The sequence below is a fragment of the Thioalkalivibrio sp. XN8 genome (assembly GCF_011058255.1).
Taxonomy (GTDB): Bacteria; Pseudomonadota; Gammaproteobacteria; order Steroidobacterales; family XN24; genus XN24.
This window is the reverse complement of record NZ_JAALFH010000066.1, coordinates 203,602-224,546: the sequence shown is the minus strand read 5'-3', so window position 1 is coordinate 224,546 and position 20,945 is coordinate 203,602. Positions and strand designations below refer to the sequence as shown.

23 protein-coding genes are annotated in these 20,945 nt (G+C 70.0%); 19 read left to right on the top strand and 4 right to left on the bottom strand.

The window, feature by feature from the left end:
• Positions 1 to 46 precede the first annotated feature (46 nt).
• A complete protein-coding gene (locus G6N75_RS12115; protein WP_165348616.1) occupies positions 47 to 913 on the bottom strand; it encodes an MBL fold metallo-hydrolase in 867 nt (288 codons plus the stop codon).
• Between the two features lie 98 nt (positions 914 to 1,011).
• On the opposite strand from G6N75_RS12115, the gene G6N75_RS12110 reads away from it, so the two are divergent.
• The 8 genes from G6N75_RS12110 (at position 1,012) to G6N75_RS12075 (ending at position 7,160) form a co-directional block, all read left to right on the top strand.
• A complete protein-coding gene (locus G6N75_RS12110; protein ID WP_240901105.1) occupies positions 1,012 to 1,371 on the top strand; it encodes a metalloregulator ArsR/SmtB family transcription factor in 360 nt (119 codons plus the stop codon).
• A gap of 105 nt (positions 1,372 to 1,476) precedes the next feature.
• Positions 1,477 to 2,022 carry a chalcone isomerase family protein gene (locus G6N75_RS12105; protein WP_165348615.1) on the top strand — a complete coding sequence of 182 codons (546 nt, stop codon included), beginning with the start codon at positions 1,477 to 1,479 and terminating at the stop codon, positions 2,020 to 2,022.
• On the top strand, positions 2,019 to 2,582 hold the full coding sequence (locus G6N75_RS12100) for a DUF3833 domain-containing protein (protein ID WP_165348614.1): 564 nt from the start codon (positions 2,019 to 2,021) through the stop codon (positions 2,580 to 2,582). Before G6N75_RS12105 ends, G6N75_RS12100 begins: the two co-directional genes overlap by 4 nt.
• Positions 2,572 to 3,384: a MerR family transcriptional regulator gene (locus tag G6N75_RS12095; protein ID WP_165348613.1), complete on the top strand. Its 813-nt coding sequence runs from the start codon at positions 2,572 to 2,574 to the stop codon at positions 3,382 to 3,384. Before G6N75_RS12100 ends, G6N75_RS12095 begins: the two co-directional genes overlap by 11 nt.
• Entirely contained in the window at positions 3,381 to 3,830 is a 450-nt protein-coding gene (locus tag G6N75_RS12090) for a nuclear transport factor 2 family protein (protein WP_206203101.1), read from the top strand. The genes G6N75_RS12095 and G6N75_RS12090 overlap by 4 nt, the downstream gene beginning before the upstream one ends.
• Before the next feature lie 21 nt (positions 3,831 to 3,851).
• Complete coding sequence (locus G6N75_RS12085) at positions 3,852 to 5,129, top strand: FAD-dependent oxidoreductase (protein WP_165348612.1); 1,278 nt, start codon at positions 3,852 to 3,854, stop codon at positions 5,127 to 5,129.
• Positions 5,098 to 5,883 (top strand): DUF1365 domain-containing protein, encoded by a 786-nt coding sequence (locus G6N75_RS12080; RefSeq protein ID WP_165348611.1) that lies wholly within the window; start codon positions 5,098 to 5,100, stop codon positions 5,881 to 5,883. Before G6N75_RS12085 ends, G6N75_RS12080 begins: the two co-directional genes overlap by 32 nt.
• On the top strand, positions 5,880 to 7,160 hold the full coding sequence (locus G6N75_RS12075) for a cyclopropane-fatty-acyl-phospholipid synthase family protein (RefSeq protein WP_206203100.1): 1,281 nt from the start codon (positions 5,880 to 5,882) through the stop codon (positions 7,158 to 7,160). Before G6N75_RS12080 ends, G6N75_RS12075 begins: the two co-directional genes overlap by 4 nt.
• Here the strand turns inward: G6N75_RS12075 and G6N75_RS12070 are convergent.
• The 3 genes from G6N75_RS12070 to G6N75_RS12060 all read right to left on the bottom strand — a co-directional run bounded on the left by G6N75_RS12070 (position 7,154) and on the right by G6N75_RS12060 (position 11,047).
• Positions 7,154 to 9,271, bottom strand: a complete 2,118-nt coding sequence (locus G6N75_RS12070) for a S9 family peptidase (protein ID WP_206203099.1) — start codon at positions 9,269 to 9,271, stop codon at positions 7,154 to 7,156. The two genes, G6N75_RS12075 and G6N75_RS12070, sit on opposite strands and share 7 nt — an antisense overlap.
• A 73-nt stretch (positions 9,272 to 9,344) precedes the next feature.
• Entirely contained in the window at positions 9,345 to 10,295 is a 951-nt protein-coding gene (locus G6N75_RS12065) for a universal stress protein (protein ID WP_165348610.1), read from the bottom strand.
• Between the two features lie 5 nt (positions 10,296 to 10,300).
• Positions 10,301 to 11,047, bottom strand: coding sequence for a helix-turn-helix domain-containing protein (locus G6N75_RS12060; protein ID WP_346765531.1), 747 nt, complete (start codon positions 11,045 to 11,047; stop codon positions 10,301 to 10,303).
• A 208-nt stretch (positions 11,048 to 11,255) separates the two neighbouring features.
• Here G6N75_RS12060 and G6N75_RS12055 point away from each other — a divergent pair, with 208 nt between their 5' ends.
• From G6N75_RS12055 to G6N75_RS12005, 11 genes are all read left to right on the top strand, one after another.
• Positions 11,256 to 11,909: an OmpW family outer membrane protein gene (locus G6N75_RS12055; RefSeq protein ID WP_165348609.1), complete on the top strand. Its 654-nt coding sequence runs from the start codon at positions 11,256 to 11,258 to the stop codon at positions 11,907 to 11,909.
• 186 nt (positions 11,910 to 12,095) lie between these two features.
• Positions 12,096 to 13,514 carry a cytochrome-c oxidase, cbb3-type subunit I gene (gene ccoN, locus G6N75_RS12050; RefSeq protein ID WP_165348608.1) on the top strand — a complete coding sequence of 473 codons (1,419 nt, stop codon included), beginning with the start codon at positions 12,096 to 12,098 and terminating at the stop codon, positions 13,512 to 13,514.
• Between the two features lie 12 nt (positions 13,515 to 13,526).
• A complete protein-coding gene (ccoO, locus tag G6N75_RS12045) occupies positions 13,527 to 14,135 on the top strand; it encodes a cytochrome-c oxidase, cbb3-type subunit II (protein WP_165348607.1) in 609 nt (202 codons plus the stop codon).
• A gap of 3 nt (positions 14,136 to 14,138) precedes the next feature.
• On the top strand, positions 14,139 to 14,318 hold the full coding sequence (locus G6N75_RS12040) for a cbb3-type cytochrome c oxidase subunit 3 (RefSeq protein ID WP_165348606.1): 180 nt from the start codon (positions 14,139 to 14,141) through the stop codon (positions 14,316 to 14,318).
• The gene (gene ccoP, locus G6N75_RS12035; RefSeq protein WP_165348605.1) at positions 14,315 to 15,211 is read left to right on the top strand and encodes a cytochrome-c oxidase, cbb3-type subunit III; all 897 of its coding nucleotides are present in this window, start codon (positions 14,315 to 14,317) and stop codon (positions 15,209 to 15,211) included. Before G6N75_RS12040 ends, ccoP begins: the two co-directional genes overlap by 4 nt.
• An 11-nt stretch (positions 15,212 to 15,222) precedes the next feature.
• A complete protein-coding gene (locus G6N75_RS15145) occupies positions 15,223 to 15,627 on the top strand; it encodes a hypothetical protein (RefSeq protein WP_206203098.1) in 405 nt (134 codons plus the stop codon).
• Positions 15,627 to 17,048, top strand: a complete 1,422-nt coding sequence (gene ccoG, locus G6N75_RS12025) for a cytochrome c oxidase accessory protein CcoG (protein WP_165348604.1) — start codon at positions 15,627 to 15,629, stop codon at positions 17,046 to 17,048. Before G6N75_RS15145 ends, ccoG begins: the two co-directional genes overlap by 1 nt.
• Positions 17,048 to 17,557 carry a FixH family protein gene (locus G6N75_RS12020; RefSeq protein WP_165348603.1) on the top strand — a complete coding sequence of 170 codons (510 nt, stop codon included), beginning with the start codon at positions 17,048 to 17,050 and terminating at the stop codon, positions 17,555 to 17,557. Before ccoG ends, G6N75_RS12020 begins: the two co-directional genes overlap by 1 nt.
• Before the next feature lie 6 nt (positions 17,558 to 17,563).
• On the top strand, positions 17,564 to 20,023 hold the full coding sequence (locus tag G6N75_RS12015) for a heavy metal translocating P-type ATPase (protein ID WP_165348602.1): 2,460 nt from the start codon (positions 17,564 to 17,566) through the stop codon (positions 20,021 to 20,023).
• A complete protein-coding gene (gene ccoS, locus G6N75_RS12010; RefSeq protein ID WP_165348601.1) occupies positions 20,020 to 20,226 on the top strand; it encodes a cbb3-type cytochrome oxidase assembly protein CcoS in 207 nt (68 codons plus the stop codon). The genes G6N75_RS12015 and ccoS overlap by 4 nt, the downstream gene beginning before the upstream one ends.
• Entirely contained in the window at positions 20,223 to 20,945 is a 723-nt protein-coding gene (locus G6N75_RS12005; protein WP_240901104.1) for a sulfite exporter TauE/SafE family protein, read from the top strand. The genes ccoS and G6N75_RS12005 overlap by 4 nt, the downstream gene beginning before the upstream one ends.

The following is a 20,945-nucleotide window of genomic DNA, read 5'->3' as shown; positions in this document are numbered from 1 at the left end:
GTCGGCTCCCCGCGATGTAACCGGCCCCGCGCCCGCGGCTGCGGGGCTACAGGGTGTCGAGCGGCACCCGCAGGTAGCGCCGCCCGTTGTCCTCCGGTTCCGGCAGGCGACCGGCGCGAATGTTCACCTGCACCGAGGGGATGATCAGGGCGGGCATCTTCAGCCCGGCGTCACGCTCGTTCCGCATGGCCACGAAATCGGCCTCGCGGGTCCCGGCGTTGATGTGCACGTTGCCGGCGCGCTGTTCCGCCACGCTCCACTCGCAGCGGGGCTCGCGGCCCGCCGGCGGATAGTCGTGGCAGAGGAACAGCCGCGTCTCCGGCGGCAGCTGGTACAGGCGCTGCACCGAGGCGAACAGGCGCGCTGCGTCCCCGCCGGGAAAATCGCAGCGGGCGCTGCCGTAATCCGGCGCGAACAGGGTGTCGCCGACAAAGGCGGCGTCGCCGATACGATAGGTGACACTGTCGTCGGTGTGGCCCGGCGTAGCCATGACCTCGACCTCGAGCTCGCCCAGCGGGAAGCGCTCGCCGTCGGCGAACAACCGGTCGAATTGCCGGCCGTCGACCGGGAAATCCGCGCCGAGATTGTAGATGTCGCGGAAGTTCGCCTGCACCGCCGTGATCCCGCGGCCGATGCCGACCGGCACCCCGGTGCGCTCGCGCAGGAAAGCGGCCGCCGACAGGTGATCGGCGTGGGCATGCGTCTCGAGGATCCAGCGCAGCTGCAGGCCCTCGCGCTCGATCATGGCCAGCAGCGCCGCCGCGCCGGCAGTGTCGGTGCGCCCGGCGGCGCCGTCGTAATCGAGCACGGGATCGATGATCGCCGCCGTGCGCGTCGCCGGGTCCCAGGCGAGGTAGGAGAAGGTCGACGTGGGGGAATCAAAGAGTCCCCTGACTTCAGGTCCTGTCGTCATGCGATGCCACCAACTGCGCTCGTCCCCGCCATTATTTCAGATGCCGCTAATTTAGTGAACTTCTCTTTCCCGCCCCGTCATCGTAGGATATGAGGCTTATGAGCGCGAAACCTGAAGCCGCCAACCCCGCCCAATGCACGCCGCGCCTGGCCGTGGACGCGGAAGAAATGCGCGCTCACGCGGACGATGCCGCGCGGCTCCTGAAAGCATTGTCCAACAGCTCCCGGCTGATGGTGCTCTGCAGCCTGGCCCACGGCGAGCTCACCGTGGGACAGATCAACGAGCGCGTGCCGCTGTCGCAGTCGGCGCTGTCGCAGCACCTCGGCGTGCTCCGGCGGGACGGCCTGGTGCACACGCGCCGCTCGGCCCAGGCGATCTACTACCGCCTGGCCGACGGGCCGGCGGGCCGCGTGATCGAGACCCTGCACGACATCTTCTGCGGTCCCTCGAGCACCTGAGATCCCCCCTGTCCAGCCCCCTGGACAGGCTAGTTCGACGAAATTGAATCCGGCCGCTCGCCCTGCGGCGAATCCCCCGCTGTACCAACACGGGAGATTCGCACCATGCTCCGGACCCTGTCCGCCACCCTGCTCCTTGCCGCCGCGCTGGCCGTCGCCCCGGCCAGGGCCGATGCCATGCCGGCCGGGCCGTTCGAGGCGCTGGTCGAGGTCGGCAGCGGCGAGCTGACCTGGTTCGGGCTCAGCGTCTACGATGCCCGCCTGCTGAGCGGCCACCCTGACTTCCAGGGACTCGACAGCGCCGAGCCGATGGCGCTGGAGCTTACCTATCGCCGCAAGATCTCCAGCCAGCGGCTGGTGGAGAGCACCGCCAAGGAATGGCGCCGGCTGGAGGACGAGCTGGTCCTGCCCGGTGCGGAGCGCCGGCAGCAGTGGCTCGACGCCGTGGCCGAGATCTGGCCGGACGTGGCGCCGGGCGACCGCATCATCGCCCGCTACGAGCCCGGCGGCCCGACGTTGTTCTATGGCAACGACGGCCTGCTCGGCGTGGTCGACGATCCCGAGTTCGGTCCGGCTTTCCTCGGCATCTGGCTGCACCCCGAGACGCGCGACACCGCGCTGCGCGCCGCCCTGCTGGGAGGACGCCGATGAGGCCCCGGCGCCACGGGCCGGCCCTGCGGCTGGCGGCACTGCTGGGCCTGTTGACCCTGCTGGGCGGCTGTGCGGCGCAGATCAGGGACTACGAAGGGCGCGAGCCCGCCCTCGACCTGCGCGAGTACTTCGACGGGCCGCTGGTGGCGTGGGGCATCGTGCAGGACCGCTCCGGCGCAATGACCCGCAGCTTCCGCGTCGACATGGTCGGCCGCTGGGACGGCGACACCGGCGTGCTGGAGGAGGACTTCAGCTGGAGCGACGGCAGCACCGAGCGCCGCGTGTGGACCTTTCGCCGGCTGGACGCGAACAACTACGTCGGCACCGCCGGCGACGTGGTCGGCGAGGCCACGGGCGAAGCGCGGGGCAATGCGCTCCACTGGCGCTACACCCTCGCTCTGCCCTGGAACGACGGCACCATCGACGTCTTTCTCGATGACTGGATGTGGCTCATCCAGGACGACGTGCTCGTGAACCGGTCCGAGATCCGCAAGTTCGGCCTGCGGGTCGGCGAGGTCACGATCTTCTTCCAGCAAGTGGAGGCCCCCGATGCCGGCTGACGCGCCGGAGGCCGGCCTGTACCCCATCCGGGTGGTGGCCGAGCTGACCGGCATCAACCCCGTCACCATCCGCGCCTGGGAACGCCGCTACGGGCTGGTGCAGCCGGCCCGCACGCCGGGCAGCCACCGGCTCTACAGCCGGCTCGACCTGGAACGCCTGCGGGCTGCGGCCAGCCTGGTCGCTGCCGGTGTCCCCATCAGCCAGGCCGCGCGCCAGCTCAACGGCGCGACCGACGCGCCGGCGGACCGCGCCGCCCACTGGCGCGACCTGCTCCTGCAGCGGCTCGAAGCGCTGGACCACGGGGGCATGCACGCGGCCCTCGACGCCGCCGACGTGGAGCGCCCCGGCCTGTCGCGGGAGGTGCTCGACCTGCTCGCCGTGCACGGCGCGGCGTTGCCGCCGCTGCTGGCCCGCTGCCTGCAACGCGTGCTCGACGCGCGCCTGGCCCTGGGTGCGCCGGGACACGCCGCCGCGGCGCGGCCGCAGCTGCTGGTCCTGCTGCCGCCCCAGCCCGGCCCCGCCGTCTGGCTGCTTGCGCTGGCGGCCACCGTAGCGCCCCTGGGCCTGCCATCGATCGTCGTGCAGGTCGGCAACGCGGACGAGGGGCACGAGGCCCTGGCGCGAGCCGGCTCCATGGCGTCCCTGACCCACGAGGCGGAGCTGGCCGAGGCGCTGGCGGACGCGGCCGGCGGGCCCCTGTTCTCCCGCGCCGGCAGCCGGCACAGCACGGCCCTCGGTGACGAACCGGCCGCGGCGCGCGCCACCCTCATGGCGACGCTCGAGCGGGACGCGGCGGCGTGAACCGGCCGCCGATCAACGCCGGCGGGGCCGCGGGCGGGCTGCTCGAGCGCTTCCTGCAGGTCTACCAGGCGCTGGACCGCGATCACCTGCACCTGTTGGACGAGGTGTATGCGGAGGACGTGGCCTTCACCGACCCCCTGCATCACGTCGAGGGCCTGCCCGCGCTGCACGAGTACTTCGCACGCATGTACGCCAACGTGACGGCCGTGCGCTTCGATTTCGAGCGCATCCTGGCGGGCGACGGCGAGGCGATGCTGACCTGGACCATGCACCTGCAGCATCCGCGGCTCAGCCCGGCCGAGCCGCTCGCGCTGCCGGGCGCCACGCACCTGCGCTTCGACGCGAAGGTGCGCTACCACCGCGACTATTTCGATGCCGGCGCCCTGCTCTACGAGCGCCTGCCCCTGCTCGGCGGCGTGGTTCGCGCCATCCGCCGGCGTGTCTGAAGCAGCCAGGAAGTACTTGACGTGAGAATAGCGATCATCGGCAGCGGCATTGCCGGGCTCACCGCGGCCCGCAAACTTTGCCTGGAACACGAGGTCACGGTGTTCGAGGCCAACGACTATATCGGCGGGCACACCAACACCATCGACGTCGAGGCGGAAGGCCGCCAGTGGGCGGTCGATACCGGCTTCATCGTCTTCAACGACTGGACCTATCCGAATTTCATCGCCCTGATGAAGGAACTCGGGGTGGCGTCGCAGCCGAGCCAGATGGGCTTCAGCATGCGTTGCGCGCGCACCGGCATCGAGTACTGCGGCAGCTCGCTGGACCAGTTGTTCGCGCAGCGCGCCAACCTCGCCAGCCCGCGCTTCTGGGGCATGATCCGCGACATCCTGCGCTTCAATCGCGAATCGCGGCAGCTCCTCGAGGGTGACGACGACACGCTGGGGCTCGGCGCCTATCTCGAGCGGGAAGGCTATTCGCGGCGCTTCATCGACCACTACATCGTGCCCATGGGCGCCGCGATCTGGTCCACCGATCCCCGCACCATGCTGCGCTTCCCGGCGCGGTACTTCGTTGACTTCTTCAACAACCACGGCCTGCTGTCGGTGCAAGACCGGCCGCAGTGGCACGTCATCAAGGGCGGCAGCCGCAGCTATGTCGGGCCGCTGACGGCTCCCTTTGCCGACGCCATCCGTCTCCGCACCCCGGTGCGGCGGGTGCTGCGCGACGAGGCCGGGGTCGACCTGGTGCTGGACGGCGGCCACCGCGAGCGCTTCGACGCGGTGGTCTTCGCCTGCCACAGCGACCAGGCGCTGGCGCTGCTCGAGCAGCCGACGGCCGCCGAGCGCGAGGTGCTCGGGGCCATCCCCTACCAGCCGAACCGGGCCGTGCTGCACACCGATACCCGCGTGCTGCCCCGCCGCCAGCGAGCCTGGGCGGCGTGGAACTACCACGTGCCGGCGCAGCCGACGGCGGCGGTCTCCGTGACCTACCACATGAACATCCTGCAGAGCCTGCCGGCCCGGACCCAGTTCCTGGTCACCCTCAACCCGACCATGGACATCGATCCGGCGCAGGTGATCCGCGAGATCGATTACCAGCACCCGGTCTACACGCCCGAAGGCGTGGCGGCGCAGCAGCGGCGCAGCGAGCTGATGGGCGTGAACCGCAGCTTCTATTGCGGCGCGTGGTGGAGCTACGGCTTCCACGAGGACGGGGTAAAGAGCGGGCTGGTCGCTGCCGCGGCCGTGCAATCCTGGAGCATGCATGCACAGCTGCCTTTACTTCGGGCGAGTTAGCCACCGGCGCCACGGCGGCGGCGCCGACCCGGTGTCGAACGCCTTCACCTACCGGCTGTTCATGGTCTGGCTGGACCTGGGCGAACTCGATCGCGTCTTCCGCGGCCGCTGGCTGTGGAGCACGCGTCGCCGCGCCCCGGCCTGGCTGCGCCGCGCCGACCATCTGGGCGATCCGCAGGTGCCGCTCGACGAGGCCGTGCGGACGCTGGTCGAGGAGCGCACCGGGCGGCGCCCGGGCGGCCCGATCCGGCTGCTGACCCACCTGCGCTATTTCGGCCACTGTTTCAACCCCGTCAGTTTTTACTATGTTTATGAGGAAACGGGGCGCGAAGTGGAGACCATCGTGTGCGAGGTGAACAACACGCCGTGGGGCGAGCAGCATTGCTACGTGCTGCCGCGCGACGAGGCCCGCGTGCGCGGGCCGAGCAGCGAGTTCGAGCTGGACAAAGCGTTCCACGTGTCGCCGTTCCTGCCCATGGAGACGCGTTACCGCTGGCGGTTCACGGCCCCCGGGCAGCGGCTGCTCGTGCACCTGCGCAACGAGGAAGCGCGCGGCCATGCGTTCGACGCGACGCTCAGCCTCGAGCGCCGCGAGATCACCGGCCCGGCCCTGGCGCGGGCGCTGGCCCGATTCCCCCTGGTGACGCTGCAGGTCGTAGTTTTGATCTACTGGCAGGCGCTGAAGCTGAAGCTCAAAGGCGCCGTGTTCCATTCGCACCCGTCCAAGCGCGAGACGGGACTGGAGAAGTCATGAGCGAAGACACCATCCCGGCACAACTGGCCCCTTCCCTGGACGACGGCCGCGTCGAGCCCGGCCGCATGCAGCGGCTGGCCAAGCGGCTGCTGCTCGAGCGGATGGCGCGCATCCGCAGCGGCGGCATCGAGGTGCACGACGCGGACGGCACGCGCCGTTTCGGCGAGCCCGCCGGCCCCGGCGTGTTGCAGGCCCGGATCGAGGTGCTGCATCCCCAGTTCTGGGCCGACGCCGCCTTCGGCGGCATCACCAGCGCGGGCGAGTCGTACATCCACGGCCTGTGGAAGTGCGACGACCTCACCGCCCTGGTGCGCATCCTGCTGGCCAACCGGGAGGTGCTCGACTCACTGAACGGCGGCGCCATGCACTTGACCGCCCTCGGGCGGCGCATAGCGCACTGGCTCAACCGCAACAGCCGGGAAGGCAGCCGCCGCAACATCGCCGCCCACTACGACCTGGGCAACGACCTGTTCCGGCTGTTCCTCGACCCGACCATGAACTACTCCTGCGGCATTTTCGAGCACGACGACGCCACGCTCGAGCAGGCCTCGATCGCCAAGATGGATGCCGCCTGCCGCAAGCTCGATCTCAAGCCGTCGGATCACCTGCTGGAGATCGGCACGGGCTGGGGCGCCCTCGCCGTCCACGCGGCGCGGAACTATGGGTGCCGCGTGACCACCACGACGATTTCCCGGGAACAGCACGCGCTCGCGGCGGAACGAATTCGCGCCGCGGGGCTGGAGGACCGCGTCACGCTGCTGCTCAGCGACTACCGCGATCTGGACGGGCAGTACGACAAGCTGGTCTCCATCGAGATGATCGAGGCCGTAGGGCACCAGTACCTCGACACCTATTTCGAAACCTGCGCCCGGCGCCTGAAGCCGGACGGGCTGATGCTGCTGCAGGCCATTACCATCCGTGACCAGCTCTACCAGCGGGCGCTGAAGTCGGTCGACTTCATCCAGCGCTTCGTGTTCCCGGGGGGCTTCCTGCCGTCGGTCGCCGCGATGAGCGACAGCATGGCCCGCACCACGGACCTGCAGCTGCTCCACCTGCAGGACATCGGCCTGCACTACGCCACTACGCTGCGGCGCTGGCGCGAGCGCTTCCTCGCCAACCTCGGCCAGGTCCGCGAGCAGGGCTACCCCGACAGCTTCATCCGGCTGTGGGAGTACTACCTCTGCTACTGCGAGGGCGGCTTCCTGGAGCGCAACATCGGCACGGTGCAGATGCTGCTCGCCAAGCCGCGCAATCGCCGCCCCTCGTTGGCCTACTGAGCGGCCCCCACCTCGCCCTGGCCCTCGCCCAGCCAGCGCTGGAACCAGCTCGCCAGCTCGCCATAGAAGTGGCGGCTGTTGTGGCCGGTCATGATCCAGTGGTTCTCCTTCGGGTACACCAGCAGCCGGCTGGGTACCTGGAGGCGCTGGAGCACCGTCCACAGCTCGAGCGTGTTGTTGACCGGCACACGGAAGTCCAGCTGGCCGGCGGTCACCAGCGTCGGGGTCTGGAAATTGGCCGCGAAGGTCATGGGACTCTGCTCGGTCCAGAGCGGATGCCCCTCCCAGGGCGGCCCGCCGACATTGACCTCGCGGTGATAGACCGCGTCGCTGGTGCCCCACTGGCTGGCCAGGTCGACCAGGCCGGCATGATTGACCAGGCAGCGGTAACGGTCGGTGGTGGCCAGCATCCAGCTGGCGAGGTGGCCGCCGTAGCTGGCGCCGGCGGCGCACTGGCGCGAGCCGTCGATGAAATCGTAGCGCTCGACGGCCACGTCGGCGCCCTGGTTGATCTCCTCGGCCGGACCCTTCAGGGGATCGCCCTGGATGCTCTGCGCGAAGGCCTCGCCGAAGCCGGTCGAGCCCTTGTAATTGGTGGCGACCAGCACGTAGTCGGTGCCCGCGATCAGGTGGTAGTTCCAGCGCAGGTGGACCTGGTCGCGCCACATGCTGTGGGGCCCGCCATGCATCAGCACCAGCAGCGGGTACTTGCGCGCGGGGTCGAAGCCGGCGGGCCGGACCAGCAGGTTGTGGATGCGCCGGCCGTCTTCCGTCTCGAACCAGAAATGTTCCACCGGGGGCAGGTCCAGCTCCGCCGTGGCGGCCGCGGTGAACTCGGTCAGGGCCGCGTGCCCGCCGCGGCGCAGGTCGATCCTGACCACCTCGGCCGGGCTCACGGCGCTCTCCCAGGTGGCCAGCAGCACCGGCCGGCCCCCGCGCGACATGGAGAGGCTGCCGTAACCGCCGGTGCCCGGCTCGAAGGCGGGCTCCGCCACGCCGCCCCGACTGCTGCCGCGATAGAGCCGGACCAGCCCGGCGTCCTGGCCTAGGACATAGACTTCGCGACCGTTCGGGGTCACCGCAAAATCGCCCGCCGTGCGCATCTCGGGCAAGGTGATCTCGGCCGCCACGGTGGCTGCGGGCCAGTCGAAGCGCACGATGCGAGCGGCATTGAAGACGCGCTCGGTCCGCGGCACGCGGCGCGCAAACAGGCTGCGGCCGTCCGCGCTGAACACCGGCGCGCTCCAGTTGTCGCCACCCTCGAGACCCTCACGGCCCGTCAGGCGGCGCGGCTCGCCCCCGGCGACCGGGACCTGCCACAGCTCGGAGTTGGTGAAATCGAAGGCCGCGCGATGCCGGTTGCGGCTGGCGACGAAGACGATCGACTCGCCGTCCGGCGCCCAGGCCGGGTCCAGCCCGCCGGCCGCGTAGAAGCCGGGCTCGCGGGCGAGCGCAGTGCCGGCCAGGAGGTCGACAGCCTCGTCCGTGCCGATGGTCTGCACCAGGAGGCGGGGCTGCCGATCCGGGTTCAGCCAGCGGTCCCAGTGGCGGATCGGGAAGCCGTCGTAGGCGTGCACCTCGTACTTCCGTTCCTTCTCCTCCTTTGTAATCCGCTCGCTGTCCGCATCGTTCATCGCCTCCGGGTGCACCTGGGTGGTGAAAGCGATGCGGGTCCCGTCGGGCGAGAAGCGGGGCTGCTGCGCGCCGGTGCTGACCGCGGTCACGCGCTCCGCTTCGCCGCCACGGGCGAGATCGAGCAGGTAGACCTGCGCGGCCTCGTCGCCCTCGCGCTTGGCGGTGAAGGCGATGCGCTCCCCGTCGGGGCTCCAGGTGACACCAGACTCGCCGGACTTCACGAAGGTGAGCTGGCGGGGCGGCGTCTTGCCGTCGGTCTCGACCAGCCACAGGTAGGTACCCCCCTCGTCCTTGTCGTAGGCCGGCTGCATGACCTGGAGGACGGCCTGCGTACCGTCGGGACTGGTCACGGGACCGCCGACGCGCGGCAGCAGCCACAGGTCCTCGTGGGTCATGGGGCGCGGGACCGCCGCTTCCTCCGCGGTAGCGAAGACGGGCAACAGCAGAAACAGCAGGATCAGGATACGCAAGGCCATGGGCAGAGGGCTCCCCTCGGTGATCAGGACGAACGAGGGGAAGAGTTTGCCAGAAAGTCGCAGCAGCGGGGGTTCAGGCCAGCGGACAGGTGAATCCGGGCGGCTTGACCACCAGCAGGTCGCAATCGACATGGTCGAGCAGGCGCTCGGCCGTGCCGCCGATGAAGACCTGTTCGACGCGACTGCGCGAGATGCCGCCGGTGACCAGGACGTCCGCGCCGAGCTCGGCGGCGAGCCGCGGCAGCTCGCGTTCGGGCCGGCCCTCGAGCAGCCGCAGGCTGCTGGCCGCCATGCCGTGGCGCGCCAGCAGGGCGAGCACGTTCTCGCGCGCCTGCCGGTGCAGTTCGGCGGCATAGTCCTCCGGCGCGGCCCCCAGGGCCTCGGGCATCATCGCCAGCGCCGCGGTGGATTCCAGGGCCGCCATCGACAGCACGCAATGGGCCACGCTCGCTTGTGCGCCCAGCCCGCCGGCCAGGCGTTGCACGAGATCGAGGATCGCATGGTCGAGCAGCGCGTGGCGATCGTCCCGGTGACTCGGATCCACCGCCGCGAGCAGGTGCGGCTGCTCGGGCCAGGGGCGGCCCTTGGCCAGCAGCAGTGGCGCGGGGCAGAGCCGGATGAGCTGCCAGTCGGCCGCGCTCAAGGTCGCGCGGGCCAGCCAGCGGTGGTGTTGCGTGCGGAGGACGGTGACCAGCGCCCGGGTGGCAAGCGCGCGCCGGGTCACCGCGTCGTGCGGCGGGTTGGCGTACACCGCGGCCACGCCGACCTGCAGGCCTTCCGCCCGCAGCGGCCGGGCAAGGGATTCCAGCCAGGCCCCGCTGGCGTCGACGCGGGCGGACCGGGCCGCTTCCAGCCGCTCGGTCACGCGGAAATGGCTGCCCTCCATGGCCTGGTCGAACTCCACCGCGAACAGTTCCAGCGGCGCATCGAGCGCCTGCGCCAGCCGCCGGCCGCGCGCCAGCGCATAGCCTTCCTCGTCAGCGCGGTCCACCACCACGAGTACGGGCGCTGCGCTGTTGCTCAAGGCGGTCACCTCGTCTGCGGGCTGCGGCGCGACCGGCCGTCGCCATCGAGGTCCAGCGCCTCGCCCAGCTTCTCAAGCGCGGGGAGATCGAGAATTTCGACGTCGCGCCGGCGGACCGCGACCAGGCCCTCTTCCTGGAAGCGCGCGAACAGCCGGCTGACGGTCTCGGTCGCAAGGCGGAGATGGCTGGCGATGTCCCGGCGCGGCATGGGCAGGGTGATCAGGTTGGCCACCAGGCCCCGGCGCCGGAATCGGCGCGAGAGGCTCAGCAGGAAGCCCGCCAGACGCTCGTCCGCGCTGTGCTCGGTCGCCAGCTGGGCGCTGGCCGAAATCTCCCGGCTCATCACGCGCAGGATCTGCGCCTGCAGCCCCGGCACCTCCCGGCTCAGCTGCTCCAGGCGGCTGAACGGCACGGCGCAGACGGTTGCGTTCTGCAACGCGACCGCGTTGCAGCGATTGTGGCCCGAGTGAATCCCGTCGAGGCCGACCAGCTCGCCGCCGAGGTGGAAGCCCAGCACGTGCTCACGGCCCTGGTTGTCGATGGTGTAAGTCTTCAGCGCCCCGGTCTTGACGGCGTACAACGCGTGGAAACTGTCGCCCTCGCGAAACAGGTGCTCACCGGGACGGATCGGCCCGCGGCTGTGCACGATGTCCTCGAGTTTCTGCATGTCGTCGTTGTCCAGGCCGAGCGGCAGGCACAGCTCGCGCAGGGAGCAGCTACGGCAGGTCTGCCGCAGGTGGGTGATGCTCACGACATTGGAATGATCAGGAGGCGGCACCGGCAGTCCTTATTGAGGGTACAGAAGGGATTCTAAACAAAGACTTGGATGCGGCGGCTTGGTGAAACCACTTATTTACCCTCAGCGGCGCCGTGGCCAGAATTGATCCAGATCAATTAACAGATTCCTTAACTGGCTAGAATCCCATTTAAATTCAACGACAAAGCATGGGAGTAACCACATGCGCACGCTAGCCCCAGCCCTTGCCCTGACAGCGGCCCTCGGCCTCGTTGCCCCGGCCTCCGCCCACGAAGCCGGCGACTGGCTGGTCCGCTTCGGCGCCAGCGCCGTCGATCCCAAGAGCGATAACGGCAGCCTCGACCTCACCGCCCTCGGTGACGGCCCCCGCCAGATCCAGGTCGACGACAAGACCGGCGTGACTTTCAACTTCACCTACATGTACACGAAGAACATCGGCGTCGAGGTCCTCGCCGCCCTGCCCTTCGAGCACGACATCTTCGTCGAGACCCTGGGCCTGGTCGGCAGCGTGAAGCACCTGCCGCCGACGATCAGCCTGCAGTACCACTTCATGCCCGACAGCGTGTTCCAGCCCTACGCCGGCATCGGCGTGAACTACACCCGCTTCTTCAGCGAGTCGGAGAAGGGCGTGCTGGTCGATCCGCTCGGCGTGACGCTGGACATCGACAGCTCCTCGTTCGGCCTCGCGGCCCAGCTCGGCTTCGATTACATGGTAACCGACCAGTGGTTCCTGAACTTCGATGTCCGCTACATCGACATCGACACTACGGCGACCATCACCGAAGTGCCGGCCATCACGGGCGATGTGAACATCGACCCGGTGGTCTACGGCATCCACCTGGGCTATCGCTTCTGATGCGGCCGGCGCGGAGCCAGCCCCTCCGCGCCGTCCATGGCGCGTGGCCGCGGCCGCACAGCGCCGCCCCGGCGACCCGCGAGCCGCGCGATGCGCGGCTCTTTGCGTCCGCCGTAAACCTACGAGTTTCTTGAGCCCGGGCCGCGCTCTCGCGGCCCGTTTATCTCCGGCAGCCGGTAGAGGACTATGACGACAGCAACCGCCTATAACGACAAGGTCGTCCGCCAGTTCACCATCATGACCATCGTCTGGGGCGTGGTCGGGATGCTGGTAGGAGTGATCATCGCGGCGCAGCTCCTGTGGCCCGCCCTGAACTTCGACATCCCGTGGCTGAGCTACGGCCGGCTGCGGCCGCTGCACACCAACGCCGTGATCTTCGCCTTCGGCGGCTGCGCGCTCTTCGCGACCTCGTACTACGTCGTCCAGCGCACCTGCCACGCCCGGCTCTTTGGCGGCGGCCTGGCGGCCTTTACCTTCTGGGGCTGGCAGGTGGTGATCGTCCTCGCCGCCATCACCCTGCCGCTGGGGCTGACCCAGGGCAAGGAATACGCCGAGCTGATCTGGCCCATCGATTTGCTGATCACCGCGGTATGGGTGGCCTACGCCATCGTGTTCTTCGGCACCATCGCGATCCGCAAGGTGAAGCACATCTACGTGGCGAACTGGTTCTTCGCGGCCTTCATCCTCACGGTCGCGGTGCTGCACATCGTCAACAGCCTGGCGCTGCCGACGAGCATGCTGCACTCCTACCCCGTGTACTCGGGCGTGGTCGACGCCATGGTGCAGTGGTGGTACGGACACAACGCGGTGGGCTTCTTCCTGACGGCCGGCTTCCTCGGCATGATGTACTACTTCGTGCCCAAGCAGGCGGGCCGGCCGATCTATTCCTACCGGCTGTCGGTGGTGCACTTCTGGGCGCTGATCTCCCTCTATATGTGGGCCGGCCCGCATCACCTGCACTACACCACCCTGCCCGACTGGGCGCAGACGCTGGGCATGGTGTTCTCGCTGATGCTGCTGGCGCCGTCGTGGGGCGGCATGATCAACGGCATCATGACCCTGTCGGGCGCCTGGCATAAGCTGCGCACCGACCCGATCCTGAAGTTCCTCATCGTGTCCCTGTCGTTCTACGGCATGTCGACCTTCGAGGGGCCGATGATGTCGATCAAGACCGTGAACGCGCTGTCGCACTACACCGACTGGACCATCGGCCACGTGCACTCCGGGGCGCTGGGCTGGGTGGCCATGATCTCCATCGGCTCGGTCTACATGCTGGTGCCGCGCCTGTTCGGCAAGGAACAGATGTACAGCATCAAGCTGATCGACGTGCACTTCTGGGTCTCCACCATCGGCGTCGTGCTCTACATCGCCTCGATGTGGATGGCCGGCGTGATGCAGGGCCTGATGTGGCGCGCGGTCAACGAGGACGGGACGCTCACCTACACGTTCATCGAGAGTATCGCCCGTTCCTATCCCTTCTACGGGGTCCGCCTGCTGGGCGGCGCCCTGTTCCTGGGCGGCATGCTGATCATGTGCGTCAATGTCTGGCGGACCATTCGCGGCGCCAAGGCCGCCGAAGAGCCCGTCATGGCGCCGGCACACTAGGGGGAGACTGGCGTGAAGCACGAAATCATCGAGAGAAAAGTCGGCCTCATGGCAGTGCTGGTGGTGATCGTCATCAGCATCGGCGGCCTGGTCGAAATCGTCCCGCTGATCTTCGATTCCCAGGTGCGCGACCCGGCGCCCGGCATCGAACCCTACGAACCGCTGCAGCTGGCGGGGCGGGACATCTACATCCGCGAGGGCTGTTACGGCTGCCACTCCCAGATGATCCGGCCCTTCCGCGCGGAGACGGAGCGCTACGGCCATTACTCGCTGGCCGGCGAATCCGTCTACGACCGGCCGTTCCAGTTCGGCTCCAAGCGCACCGGGCCCGACCTGGCGCGCGTCGGCGGCCTGTACAGCGACGAGTGGCACCGCCTGCACCTGCGCAACCCGCGCATCGTGGTGCCCGAGTCCAACATGCCGCCCTACCCCTGGCTCGAGCACAACGAGGTGAACGCGCGGGCCGTGGAGAAGCGCATGCTGGCGCTGCGCAAGCTGGGGCATCCCTACTCGGACGAGGAGATCGCCGGCGTCAATGCCGCCCTGTCCGGCAAGACCGAGATGGACGCGATCATCGCCTACCTGCAGGGCCTGGGGACCAACCTGGGCCGGGGTCGCTGAGCCATGAGCGGGGACAGCTGGCACATCGTCTGGACGCTGCTCCTGATGGCGGCGTTCATCGGCATCGTGGCCTGGGCCTGGAGCCGCAAACGGCAGCAGGACTTCAAGGAAGCCGCGCAGCTCCCTCTGGAAGAGGACGACCGCGGCGCGCACAGCACGCGTGAGAATGGGGAATCGCGATGAGCAGTTTCTGGAGCGGATGGATCATCCTGCTGACCGTGGCCAACATCATCGGCGCGGTCTGGCTGTTGTGGTGGACCTCGCGGATGACGGCCGAGGAAAAGGCCACCGAAACCACCGGGCACGTCTGGGACGGCGACCTGAAGGAATACAACAACCCGCTGCCGCGCTGGTGGCTGTGGCTGTTCTATCTGACGGTGGGCTTCTCGATCATCTACCTGGTGCTGTTCCCCGGCCTGGGGAATTTCCAGGGCGTGCTCGGTTGGTCCCAGACCGGCCAGTACGAGGCCGAAAGAGAACGCATGGACGAGCGCCAGCAGGCCTTTTTCAGCCGCTTCGCCGAGATGGACCTGGCGCAGCTGGCGGCGGATCCCGACGCCATGTCGGCGGCCGCCAATATCTTCGGCAATCGCTGTGCCATGTGCCACGGCTCGGACGCCCGCGGCGCGCCCGGCTTTCCGAACCTGCGGGACGACGCCTGGCTGTGGGGGCGTGACCCGACGGCCGTCCTGGCCAGCATCAGGGACGGCCGCACCGGGGTGATGCCGCCGATGGTGGATTCGCTCGGCGGCGAGCAGGGCGTGGCGCAGATGGTCGAGTACGTACGCAGCCTGGCCGGGCTGGAACATGACGCCGCTGCGGCCGCGGCCGCAGCGCCGCTGTTCCCCGTCTGCGGCGCCTGCCACGGCATGGACGGCACCGGCATGACCGCGCTGGGGGCGCCGGACCTCACGGACAGCGCGTGGCTGTACGGCGCCGATCGCGCCGCCATCGCCGCCACCATCACCCGCGGACGCGAGAACAACATGCCGGGGCAGCTGCCGGTGCTGGGCGAGCTGCAGAGCAGGCTGATGGCGGCCTACGTGCTGCGGATCTCGGGCCAGCTGGGCGACTAGGAGGTACGACGATGGCCCCCGCTTCCACGGGCAGCCGCTACGATTCCGAACTGGACCGGCCGCGGCCGTGGCGCCGCCGCCAGCGGGACATCGCCTACGTGGCGTGGGCTTCCTTCCTGATGGCCTGCGCGGCCAGCGCGGTGTTCTTCGCCGCGGTGGATCCGGAGGTGCTGTCAGGCAACAACACGCTGCAGTGGGAAATCGGGCGCCAGGCCGGCTACGCCCTCGGCTTTTTCGGCTTCTGGCTGCTGGCCGCGGCGACCGGGGCCTTCGTGCTGTGGCTGGTACGGACCGAAGGCCGCAACGGCGGCGGCGGAACGCGGCGCCGTGCCGGCGGTCAGAACACCCACCGGCGGCGCGGCCTGCTGCGCCGTCGTGCCCGGCCGGCTGCGGCGCGGGAACCAGAGGAATACTGATGAACGCCCAGGCCCAGGGCAGCGCCGGCGGCGGCGCGCCCGAGTCTTTCTACGTCGCCCACGAAAAGATCTACCCGCGCGAGGTCAAGGGGCGTTATGCCTCCCTGCGCAACCTCGCGGTCTGGGTGCTGCTCGGCATCTATTACGTGCTGCCCTGGATCAGCTGGGAAGGCCGCCAGGCCGTGCTGTTCGACCTGCCGGGCCGCAAGTTCTACATCTTCGGCCTGACCTTCTGGCCGCAGGACTTCTTCTTCATGTCCTGGCTGCTGATCATGGCCGCGCTGACCCTGTTCTTCGTCACGGCCATCGCCGGGCGGCTGTGGTGCGGCTATGCCTGCCCCCAGACGGTATGGACCGAGATCTTCCTGTGGATGGAGCGACTCACCGAGGGGAACCATTCGCAGCGCCGCAAGCTGGACCGGGGCCCCTGGACGCGGGAGAAAGTCCTGCGCAAGAGCTCCAAGCAGTTTCTCTGGATCACTTTCTCGCTCTGGACGGGATTCACCTTCGTCGCCTACTTCACGCCGGCCACCGAGCTCGGCGCCAAGGTGATGAGCCTCTCCACGGGCCCCTGGGAGACCTTCTGGATCCTGTTCTACGGCTTCGCCACCTACGGCAACGCCGGGCTGCTGCGGGAACAGGTGTGCAAGTACATGTGTCCCTACGCGCGCTTCCAGAGCGCGATGTTCGACCAGGACACGCTGGTCATTTCCTACGACGAGCGGCGCGGCGAGCCGCGCGGCGGGCGCAAGCGCTCGGTGGACCCGCGGGCCGCCGGGCTCGGCGACTGTATCGACTGCAACATGTGCGTCCAGGTCTGCCCCACCGGCATCGATATCCGCGACGGCCTGCAGTACGAGTGCATCGCCTGCGCGGCCTGCATCGACGTCTGCGACGACGTCATGGACAAGATGAACTACCCCCGCGGGCTGGTGCGCTACACCTCCCACAACGCCATGGAAGAGCAGCGGCCCATGCGCGTGCTGCGCCCGCGCGTAATGGTCTACGGTATCCTGCTGCTGGCGCTCCTGATCGGCTTCGGCGTCGCGCTGAGCAACCGCAGCACCCTGATCGTCGACGTCATTCGCGATCGCAACAGCCTCTACCGGGAACTCCCCGGCGGGCTGGTGGAGAACGTCTACACCATCACCTTCGTCAACAAGACCGAGACGCCGCGCGAGTATCGCGTCTCCGCCAGCGGCATCGAGGGCGTGGCGCTCGACTTCGACCTCCCGCTGCCGATCACCTCGGATCCCGGCGAGGTGCGCCGCGTGCCGATGCGCATCCAGGCCCCCGTCGCGGCGCTGCCCCCGGGCGGCGCCGAGGTCACGGTGACCGTCGAGGCGGTGGGCGCGGTACCCGAGACCATCCGGCGGGAAACCCGCCTGATCGGCCCGGCCGGCCCGCCGGGAGGACGCTGATGGATCACCTGAGGCATCGCGACGACGCGCCGCCCCCCTGGTACCGGCAGTTCTGGCCGTGGTTCCTGATCGCACTGCCGGCGAGCGTAGTGGCGGCGAGCATGTTCACTATCTGGCTCGCCACGCGCTCGCCCAATCCCATGGTCGTGGACGACTACTCGCGGATCAATCGCAGCACCGAGCTGCGCCGCGAGCGCGACCTGGCGGCAGCGGCCCTGGACGTCGAAGCAAACATCCGCTTCGTCCCGGGTGCGGACCTGGTGGAACTGGAACTGTGGCCCGCCACGGTGGAGCCCGAGGGCCTGCAGCTCCGCCTGTCCCACCCGCTGGTGGCCGAGCGCGACCACGTCGTCGAGCTGGTGCGCACGCCCGCCGGCTGGAGCGGCAGCCTGCCGCCCCTCGAGGGGCGCTGGTATGTCCAGCTCTACCCCAGCGACGGCAGCTGGCGGCTGTCCGGCGAAGTGGCCGGCGAAGCCGAGCTGCGGCTGGCGCCGCCGGCGACCCCCTGAGACATCGTGAGCGAGGCCAGCTGCTTCCATTGCGGCGAGCCGCTCTCCGGCACCGAACCCTGGTTCGTCCAGATCGAGGGTGAGGCGCACCGGGTCTGCTGTCCCGGCTGCAAGGCCGTGGCAGAGCTGATCCGCGAGAGCGGGCTGGCCGATTTCTACCGGTTCCGCACCCTGCCCGCCGGCCGGCCGGCCGAGGCTGCCCTCAGCGCGGCGCCGGAGCTGCCGTGGCAACCCTTCGATCGGCCCGAGATGCTCCAGGCAGTAAGTGCCCCGGCCGGCGACGGCCTGCGCAGCTGCACCATGCTGGTCGAGGGCGTGCGCTGCGCCGCCTGCGGCTGGCTGATCGAGCGCAGCCTCGAACAGGTCCCGGGCGTGCGGGAGATCCGCGTCAACCCGGCCACGGCACGGGCGCGGCTGGTCTGGAACCCGGAGAAGCTGCCCTTGAGCGGCGCGCTGGGCGTGCTCTCCCGCCTGGGCTACAAGCCCCATCCCGGCAGCGTCGGGGCGAGCGAGATGGCGCTCCGGGAGCGCCGCGCCGCCCTGCGCCGTCTCGGCGTGGCCGGCATCGGCATGATGCAGGTGATGATGTATGCGGTGGCGCTGTATGTCGGCGCCTTCCAGGACATGGATCCCGGCCTCGAGCAGCTGTTCCGCTGGGTCAGCCTGCTGGTGGCCACGCCGGTGGCGCTGTATTCAGGCCGGCCCTTCTTCGCCGGGGCCTGGCGCGACCTGCGCTCGGGCCGGCCGGGGATGGACGTGCCGGTGGCGCTTGCCGTCGGCGCAGCCTGGTCGGCGAGCGTCCTCCACACCTGGTCCGGCCAGGGCGAGGTGTACTTCGACTCGGTGACGATGTTCGTCTTCTTCCTCTCGCTGGCACGCTACCTGGAGATGAGCGCCCGCCACCACGCCGGCGACACCCAGGAAGCGCTGGCGCGCCTCCTGCCCGAGGCTGCCCGGCGGCGCGCGGCCGACGGCAGCTGGGAGACCGTGGCACTGCGCGAGTTGCGGGTCGGCAATGTCGTCTCGGTCCGGCACGGCGAGACGCTGCCGGCCGACGGGCGCCTGCTGCAGGACGGCACCCGGCTGGACGAGGCCATGCTGACCGGCGAGTCCCGGCCGCGCCGCCGCAATCGCGGGGAGCCGGCGCTGGCCGGCAGCATCAACCTCGGCGACCCGCTCGAGCTGGAAGTCGAGCGCACCGGCAGCGAGACCCTGGTCTCCAACATCGGGCGCCTGCTCGATCGGGCCCAGGCGGAGCGCACGCCGATCGCGGCCGCCGCGGACCGCGTCGCGCGCTGGTTCGTGGTCGGGGTGCTGAGCGCCGCCGCCCTGACCTGGTTCGCGTGGCACGCCATCGATCCCGCCCGCGCCTTCGAGATCACGCTGGCGGTGCTGGTGGTGACCTGTCCCTGCGCCCTCTCCATCGCGACGCCGGCCGCGCTCACCGCCGCCACCGGCCTGCTCGCCCGGCGCGGGCTGCTGGTCACCCGCGCGGGCGCCATCGAGCGCCTCGCCCGGGCGCGCCGGGTGATCCTCGACAAGACCGGCACGCTCACGCTCGGCCAGCTGCGCATCACGGCGGTCGAGCCGCTCGATGACCTGTCGTCCGAGCGGGCCCTCGCCGTCGCTGCGGCGCTGGAGTCGGTCTCGGAACATCCCATCGCGCGCGCCTTCGCCATGGCGCACCCGGCGGGCCCCGCCGCCGAGGTCAAGGTGGCGCCGGGCTGCGGCATCGAGGGCACGGTGGACGGGCGGCGCTGGCGCCTGGGCAAGCCGGACTGGGCCGCGGCGCTGCCCGGCGTCGCCGCGCCGGCGCTGCATGGCGACGATACCGTGGTGTGCCTGGCCGACGAGGGCGCGGTGCGGGCCGTGTTCCGGCTGGCCGACCGCCTCCGGCGGGGCGCGCGCGAGCAGGTCGCCGAACTCGCGGCGCTCGGCCTGGCGACCGAGATCGCCAGCGGCGACACGCCCGAAGCGGTGGCGCACGTGGCCGCCGCCGTCGGCATCGAGCGCTGGCAGGCGGGCATGACGCCCGAGGACAAGCTGGCCCTGCTGCGGCAGCGCCAGCAGGCGGGCGAAGCGGTGGTAATGGTCGGCGACGGGGTGAACGACGCGCCGGTCCTGGCTGGCGCGGACGTGTCCGTGGCCATGGCCGGCGGCACGCCGCTGGCCCAGACCAGCGCCGACATGGTGCTGCTCGGCGAGTCGCTGGGACCGCTGGCGGAGGGCCTGCTGCAGGCCCGCCGCACGCTCGGCATCGTGCGCCAGAACCTGGCCTGGGCGGCGGGTTACAACACCATCGCCCTGCCGCTGGCGGCGGCGGGCTTGATCGCGCCCTGGATGGCGGCCATCGGCATGTCGGCCAGTTCGCTGCTGGTGGTGCTCAATGCCCTGCGGCTGTCGCGCCCGCCCCGGAGCGTCGCCGCACCCGTCCCGCCGGCGCTGACCGGAGCGGCCGGCGCATGAGCATCCTGTACCTGATGATCCCGATGGGGATCCTGATCGTGATCGGGGCGGTCTGGGCCTTTTTCTGGGCCGTGAACAGCGGCCAGTTCGACGACCTCGACAGCCCCGCCTGGAGAATCCTCCTGGACGACGACTCGCGCCCGCCGGCATCCGGCGAGGCGCCGGACGCCGCAGGGCCCGACCCCGAGGAGAAAGAGCCATGACCCTGATGGAAACCGGCCTGGCGGCAGCGTTACTGGGCGGCCTGGTGGGCAGCGTGCACTGTCTCGGCATGTGCGGCGGCATCGCCGGTGCCCTGGGCATGGCCGGCGGCGGCCGGCCGGCGATGGCGGTGTCCTACAGCGCCGGCAGGATTGCCAGCTACGCCATGGCGGGCGCCATCGCCGGGGCCATCGGGGCCGGCCTGGCGGGCGCCATGGGCCTGGGCCCCTGGCTGCGGCTGCTGATGGGAGCGGTATTGGTGCTGCTCGGGCTGCAGGTGGCGATCAACCTGCGCGTGCTGGCCCCGCTGGAGGCCGCCGGCGCCCGGCTCTGGCAGCGGCTCGCGCCGCTGGCCCGCCGTTTCGTGCCGCCCCGGCACGCCGGCCAGGCGCTGGCGCTCGGCGCCTTGTGGGGCTGGCTGCCGTGCGGCCTGGTCTACGGGATGCTGGCCGCCGCCGCCGGCACGGGCGGGGCCGCCGAAGGCGCGCTGTTCATGGCGGTGTTCGGCCTCGGCACCGCGCCGGCCATGATCGGCGTGACCTGGGCCTCCGGACGCAGCGGCACCTTGCTCACGGCGCGGCGCCGCCGGCTGCTCGGGTGGTTACTGGTGCTGTTCGGCGCCTGGACGATGGTGACGCCGCTGCAGAAGCTGGCCGGTGGCGGCCATGGCGGGCACGCCATGCCGGCCACGGAGCAGCACCAGCCGGGACATCACCACTAG